This window comes from Pseudomonas sp. 05T35, from assembly GCF_056396605.1.
On sequence record NZ_JBFTLU010000474.1, the window covers coordinates 1 to 6754 of the forward strand.

At 51.1% G+C, this 6754-nt stretch carries 6 protein-coding genes; all 6 read right to left on the reverse strand.

What is annotated here, in order from left to right; all coding sequences use genetic code 11:
• Nucleotides 1-156: 156 nt before the first annotated feature.
• Complete coding sequence (locus AC1DH9_RS25525; RefSeq protein ID WP_427536761.1) at nt 157-372, reverse strand: ABC-three component system middle component 7; 216 nt, start codon at nt 370-372, stop codon at nt 157-159.
• Nucleotides 365-1099 (reverse strand): ABC-three component system protein, encoded by a 735-nt coding sequence (locus AC1DH9_RS25530; RefSeq protein WP_427536759.1) that lies wholly within the window; start codon nt 1097-1099, stop codon nt 365-367. The genes AC1DH9_RS25525 and AC1DH9_RS25530 overlap by 8 nt, the downstream gene beginning before the upstream one ends.
• Before the next feature lie 640 nt (nt 1100-1739).
• Nucleotides 1740-3284, reverse strand: a complete 1545-nt coding sequence (locus AC1DH9_RS25535) for a Fic family protein (protein WP_427536757.1) — start codon at nt 3282-3284, stop codon at nt 1740-1742.
• A 193-nt stretch (nt 3285-3477) separates the two neighbouring features.
• On the reverse strand, nt 3478-4434 hold the full coding sequence (locus AC1DH9_RS25540; RefSeq protein ID WP_427536755.1) for a hypothetical protein: 957 nt from the start codon (nt 4432-4434) through the stop codon (nt 3478-3480).
• On the reverse strand, nt 4434-5405 hold the full coding sequence (locus tag AC1DH9_RS25545) for a hypothetical protein (protein ID WP_477809016.1): 972 nt from the start codon (nt 5403-5405) through the stop codon (nt 4434-4436). The genes AC1DH9_RS25540 and AC1DH9_RS25545 overlap by 1 nt, the downstream gene beginning before the upstream one ends.
• Nucleotides 5368-6754: bifunctional 2-methylcitrate dehydratase/aconitate hydratase (locus AC1DH9_RS25550; protein WP_477809017.1), on the reverse strand; the 1387-nt coding region annotated here is incomplete at its 5' end. The genes AC1DH9_RS25550 and AC1DH9_RS25545, both read right to left, overlap by 38 nt.

Sequence of the window (6754 nt, forward strand, 5' to 3'; positions counted from 1 at the left end):
GGCTACTACCGGCTACTACCGCCCATTGCGAAGTCGATTACCAAGAGAGGCCAATGGAGTTCTTTGCTGTTCTTTGCTTCATCATCACCAAGGACAATGTTTAGCCCGGCATGGAATTCAATAGGGCTTTGATTGAATAGGTTGCACTTTATCTGTTTAAGCATATTCAATCACTCCAGTTTCATCCTGAACATCTAGATAGCCTAAGAAAAATAAAACATCCATCGCAGCAAGAAATTCAGATGCGTCTAAGAATTGATCGCGAGTCTTGGCGAGGGCTTTGGCTACAGTTTCACCAAGCTCCTTCTCTGCTAGGATGGCGTGCATCTTGAAAATGGTGGATTCTTCAAGCTTGGTAAACTTACTAGGCACTAGCATCGAAAACCTCGCAGTTTTGCACAAAGAATGAAGTTATAATCTTCGAGACGTCCAGCGACTTACCGCTCTTGGCGCTGATCCATTGAGCGATATAATTGAAAATGACATCCTTGTTGTCGGGGTGCTCTCTGTGCATCGCCCAGAAATAGGTATTAACTTGGTTGAGTAGCATTTTTACGGCTGCTTGATCCCGTTGCTCAAGCAGCCGCAGTTCATCACGGATTGTCACGAAATAGCCAACCACATCGTGTCGTATGTTGCGCTTCAGGATGTTACTTGCACCTTTCTTTAGTTTCTCTTTCAAGGTGAAAGCATTTAGCTCTAAGTCAAAGGCGACAAGGTTTTCGTCGTCCAGATCGGCGAAGGACTCAATCAGCTCTTTTATCTCTATCCTGAGGCTGTGCTCAGAAATCGACTTTCTGGCATCCGTATCTCGGATGAAACCGTCCTTGATTTCCCGCAACCGATCATACTCTGCAATTTTAAAATCCTTGTCATACTTCCGGTGACAAGAAGGGCACAAGCAGATCACGTTATCGAGCCCGTTGATGTCGATAGGGATCGTGTGATTTACCAGTGCCAAAGTTTGAGCGGTAGTTGGGTTCAGAGGATAGATGTGAGCGACTTCATAAAACTTTCTAGGGTTTTTTGAACCTGGCTTCTTATCTATGATTACACGAGCGCAAAGCGGACAGATACCACCTGTCTCCGCATAAAGCATGCTGTGCTCTTCAGGATGGTATGTTGTCCTTGCATTCGCCATATAAAACCTAAATTGTCTGCATGCCACTCAGGGCTGAGCAGTGCCCCGGCTGGCTGATATAAGAGTGATGAACAGGCGCAGGTATAAGCTCCATACGGCATGATGGGATCGCCTGACCTACGGATGGTTGGGAGGGTAGCAAGACGCTGTCAGCCGACGCGGCGGCTGCGCTTGTTGATATAAACACGCTGCTTTCGCAGGTTGCCTTTTCAAGATTCCACATTCCCTGTGCCTGATTTCCACTTGTCCTGCGCAACATACCATTTTGCCATCATCGCCGGTATAGCCAAGCCCCATCTTTTGAGGGCGGGACAACCGATGGCAGTGTCAGCATCATTGAAGCTGTGAGGTATGATCGTCGGAGCTTGCCTCCCTCAAATCAGGCTTGGAATGATGCTGAAGGTTTTGAAGCGCGTCTTTAACGTCCTCTATCCCGACCGCCGTCCCGATTGGGAGCAGAAGAGTAAAAAGGTGACAGATTCATTTATCAGCGAATAGCCAGGTCGATCATGACTCGACCAAATCCCTAGCATAAATAAAAAGCCATCAAGGCGGTTTTTCCCCAATCCCCCTGCGCCTTATCCTAATCCACCGAAAGTCACTCTTCACCGCCCCCCATCTCACGATCCTCAAACGCAGAACGCACGGCCTCCACAATGCGTTCTGCCATGCGCTCATCTTCAAGCTGCGGGTACCCTTTCTTTAGCTTGCCGGACACCACCCAGCCGTTCTCCTTGATGGAGCGAATGATGCGGTTCGCATCCTGGTCTGGCATTTCCAGTACTTCTTTCAGCCGGTCCTGAGCTTGCTGAAAGATCACCAGTACTCTGGCTTCATCCGCCATTTCCTTTCGAATCGTGTGCTCGACGACACGTGCGGTGTACAGGACRTGTTCGGTCAGATCGGGATAGCGCCAGGCAAAGCACGCGTCCTTGTATTCATCGAAGATGAAGTTGCTGCGAGTCCCGTCCTCATAGGTCACGAGTTCGCCGAACCGATAGTCCGCTGCGTAACGTCGCATGAACGGTCGCGAGAATACTTCGAGCGTACGGTCGTAGCCGGCCCTGAAGTCGATCGAACTCGTGATTGTGGCTGACACCGGCAGTATCACGCCGTCGGGCACTGCCTTATCCCGAATAAGGGTGTCGTTGATCAGGAAGCGATGAATCCGGCCATTGCCATCGCGCATGGGATGGATGTACACAAAGCCAAATGCCAACACAGCGGCACGTGCCACTGACTCCGCACCTCGAGTTGCGACCTCAAACTCGTTGAGTCCAGCCAATAGCTGAGCGAGATCCGCGTAATGTGGGGCAATGTAATGCACGATGTCCTCGCGCATCGTGGCTTGTCCCACGAACACAGGAGAGTGCCGCAAGCCCAGTCCGATAGCATCCCGCCCCAGAATGCCAGCTTGCAGGGACTGCAGGCTGTCGTTGCTCAACGGGTCTTCGATATGACCGCAGTACTGGCCAATGACATGGGCAAACCGCCGGATGCGATCGGCCTGGTCGGCTTCCTTTTCGATGAGAAAGCTTGCGCGTGATTCCTTGAACGTCAGCCAACTGGCCGTACGCATCAGGATGTCGGCACCAAAGGCCTGATCCAACTCATCCAACGCCTCGCGTAGATCGAATTGCAGTGCGTCCTGCACCGGTGCCGTACGACGAACCAAGGGGCAGAACTGCGCCGTCCCCGGCAGATTGTTATTGACTCGCCAACGCCGTGTTCGCAGTGCCTTGTGACGAGTCAGGTAATCTTGTGGCGAAAGTACATCAACATAACCGCCATTGGTCACGTCTGGCACATCCAGACGTTGCCCTGTCAGCCATTCGTAGAGAAATCCCGTACGGCGGGCGTACTGGCCGAATGGCTCCCGTCGACACCAGTCTTCGATAGGCTGCGGACCTGTGACCGCAAACAGGCGGGCGAAGAACTCGAGATGGATCTCTTCGTACTTGAGGCCGAATTCGAAATGTCCTGCGAAATCGTCTGCGGGCCGATAGCTTGCCGGATAGCGGTTCTCCACATTTCCGTCACTTTCGCGACTGACACGTACAGTGCCGATCATCGAGTCGACTCGTAGAGGCTGTGCCAGTGCGATGTCGTGACGGTTTGCGAGGGTCTTGAAACCGACTTGCATTGACGAAATCCTTTACTGGTGCAATGAAAACGCTAACAGAACATTGATCATATGCGAAAACGCTAATTTTCGTAGGGATTCCACCAAACCCCAGGCACAAAAAAACCGGCCATCAAGGCCGGTTTTTTCTTTACCTGCATCCCCCGTCAAATACGATGTGTGTAGTGGTCAACTGATTCTGGTGACCTGCTCTTTAATTAAGGGGGCACTGTCCAGAAAGGAAGACAATACAACCTAACGCCAGAACCTCTTGAGGGAGTGCCTCGCCGCATGGTGCTGGAACTGTCGTGTTATTCAGCCTGATGCTGCGAAGGAAGCAATACGCTGTCAGAGCGTAAAGACGCTTGAGATCCTCCGACAGGATCCAGTCTGCAATGCCACCGAGGTGAGAGATCTCCGGAACTTCATCCAACAGTGTTTGGTGATCCGCCTCAGCAAGTCGGTAGTGCCGTTTGCCATCCGCCTGGGTGTCGACGGTCACTTTTCCTCGGGATTCGGTGCCAATCTCATGCCAAAAGGAAAATGCAAAACGCGCAAGGCCAAACAGGGGGTCCGCTCCTCTCACTGAGTCGTCCGGGTCAATGAACACAATTGGCCCATTTCCCTCTTTGCTGATCACGTTTCCAAAATGAAAATTCAAATGTGCAACATCGACGGAAGAGAACTTTTCGGACCTGGCAAAGTTTGATGCCTTTGTATAAATCTCGAACAAGGATTCGTTAAGCATTACACCATTGAAAATAGGACACTCAAGAAACATGGGGTCAAGACTCTTGATCGCGTCCCATTCTTGCTGCAGCTTACGAAGGAGGTCAAAGCGCTCTCCTTTCGCATTCTGGTACTCCCTGGAAATTGCCGGGCCAATCGTGGCCAGCGCTTTCTGCAGAGAGGCGCGTTTCGAAGTGTTGGCCAGTTTTGCGTCGAATACAATATTAGAGAGCGTGCTGCCCGAGATTTTTTCTAATGCGTAAAAGGCTCGTCCGTTTATCGCGCCTTCATGGATTACGGGAATCATCTGATCAGGATGGAGTTGGCATAGTGCCTTGATTTGCAAAACCTCCTTGGTCAGCTTTTCATTGAATTTTTCGTCCCTTGCCGTTTTGATAACAAATCCGGCGCTGAGAAGATCCACATCATGTGACTTGGCCATTAGCAAACACCTTCGAAGACAGAACCTTTTTTGCCTGCACTGAGAGTGCGTAGTGTTGCGAGCACAACGGCTGAGTAACCAATGGTGTTGCTGACATAGGATTGTACTATCACCTCGGACAGACCTTGTTTACTTAGGTAGCTTGGACGGTTGATTAGCAGATGCTTATCGTCGGCAACGAGACTACCGCAGCGAGGTTGGTAGCCATAAGCGCGGCTACCCAACGGCAAATCTGTAGCCATCGCGATGTATGGATAGTGCTCATGGACTTTAGCGGCAGCATCGATGATGTCGCTCTTGAGCAACATTCCCTGATCCGAAATTACAAACCGGTTGATTTGGTAGCCGGGAGCTTGGACTGGTGCACGAAGCGAAACAGTATTCAGCATGTCAGCCCATGGCAGAACCTTGCGGCGGCTTTGGACGATCTGAGAGAAGCTGGGGCGCAGGTTGTTGCGAGCATCCTGCATACGTCCTTCGAACGAACGGGTGCCCAGTACGCCGTTGGGAGTATCAGGATGCACAATGTCAGTTTGTACCGAGAGAATTGCAGTCGCGTCCTTGCCATGGCTCGCCAACGCTTCCAATAACACTCTTAACGACGCATGCATACCGTTTGACTGGCAGGAGCCTAAGCAGAACATCCCCGAGCTAACCTCTGTTGGAGCGACAGATGGCAATAGCTCATGCGATAAGTCAATCAAACAACCATAAATGCTTGGCAGGGCATCTGCTTCAGCTACACCGAGCACAATCGGCGCAACCTTCCTCACCTTCTGGGCGACGGCACTTTCCGGCAGAATATCGGATTTTGAAGTTGCAATGACCGCAAAGTCGAAGCGGCCTAACTCATTAATGTCATCTTTCGCAATATTCGAGAATACAAAATTTACGACATTCTCGTCGATTTTTATCTGGTTTGGCGATAGTACCTTAATTTTGCATAAAGTCGTCAGCTGCAAGTCCTTCAAGATCACTAGAGCTTGTGATCAATTTCTCGATGTTTTTCGAGCGCTCCGAACCGTAACGAACACTTGCATTGGCAGTGAACTTTTGCACCAGCAAGGGTAGACACTCAGATCTACGAACGCGATGTCCGACCGGGTATTCTATTGCTGCCACAAATGGTTCGATCTGAGCCTTGAAGCGAACGGTGAGGGTATTGCCGATTGAGCGCTTGTCGGGGGCATAGTAATTTGCTGTGTATTCCGGCTTTTCTTCACACCGAATCTTGTCGCGAAGCTGATCAACCCTAGGGTCAAACGCAATTGGCCCATCGAAGTCTTCGATGGTTAGATCGCCGTTTAGCGCAGCGACCGCGACCATGTACTGCAAGCAGTGATCACGATCAGCCGGGTTACCCAAAACTCCAACCTTGTTGATAATCTGCATCGCGGGTTTTTGAGTTTCAATGAAGATTTCGCTGATATCGTCAATAACGAGACCTTTTTCATGCATGAACGCATGAAGTTTGATTGCCCCCTCCACAGCGGTCTGCGCATGGTATTCGGCAGGATTGGGAACCTTGAAGAGGATGTTCTCAATGACATACTCTCCAAGTGGGCGGCCCAGCAGCATCTCTTTGCCTTGGAACACGGCATCATTGAAGCCCCAGCGTGGAGTGGAGAGCGCACTCGGGTAGCCCATTTCGCCAGATTGGCTGAACAGTGCGAGCTGAACCCCTCTCGCGGTCGCATCCCCAGCAGCCCAGGACTTACGCGTGCCAGCGTTTGGCGCGTGACGGTAGGTTCGTAAGGAATGACCGTCAATAAATGCATTGGATAATGCGTTTAACGCCTGCTCTCTGCTTAGCCCCATAAGAACGCTAGCAGCAATGCTTGAGGCGACTTTGACGAATATTACGTGGTCGATACCGAGCTTGTTGAAACAGTTTTCTAAGCACAGTACCCCATGGACTTCATAAACCTTCACCATGACATCCAGAACCGTGCGCATAGACACGGGCTCTCGTCCCGCTATTCTGTTGTTGCGGGAAACCCAATCTGCGACGGCGAGTATTGCCCCTAGATTGTCAGACGGATGGCCCCACTCCTGAGCAAGCCAAGTGTCATTGAACTCCAGCCATCGAATCAACGTGCCAATTTGGAATGCAGCCTCAATTGGCCCAAACTCCTCACCCGCTCCAGGTACTCGAGCCCCATTAGAAGCACCTAGCGTAAACTTCATGGTGCTAAGCAGTTGCTTGCAAGGCTCATTATCCAATGCCGCCAGTGCGCACCCGATCGAATCCAGCAACGCATAGCGCGCTAGCTCTAGTGATTGTTCGCTGCTGGGCTCGTTCGAATACACATGGTCAACG

Excerpts from the sequence above, each read along its gene's own strand:
- AC1DH9_RS25530 (WP_427536759.1), bottom strand. The coding sequence starts at position 1,099 with ATGCTTTATGCGGAGACAGGTGGTATCTGTCCGCTTTGCGCTCGTGTA.
- AC1DH9_RS25540 (WP_427536755.1), bottom strand. The coding sequence starts at position 4,434 with ATGGCCAAGTCACATGATGTGGATCTTCTCAGCGCCGGATTTGTTATC.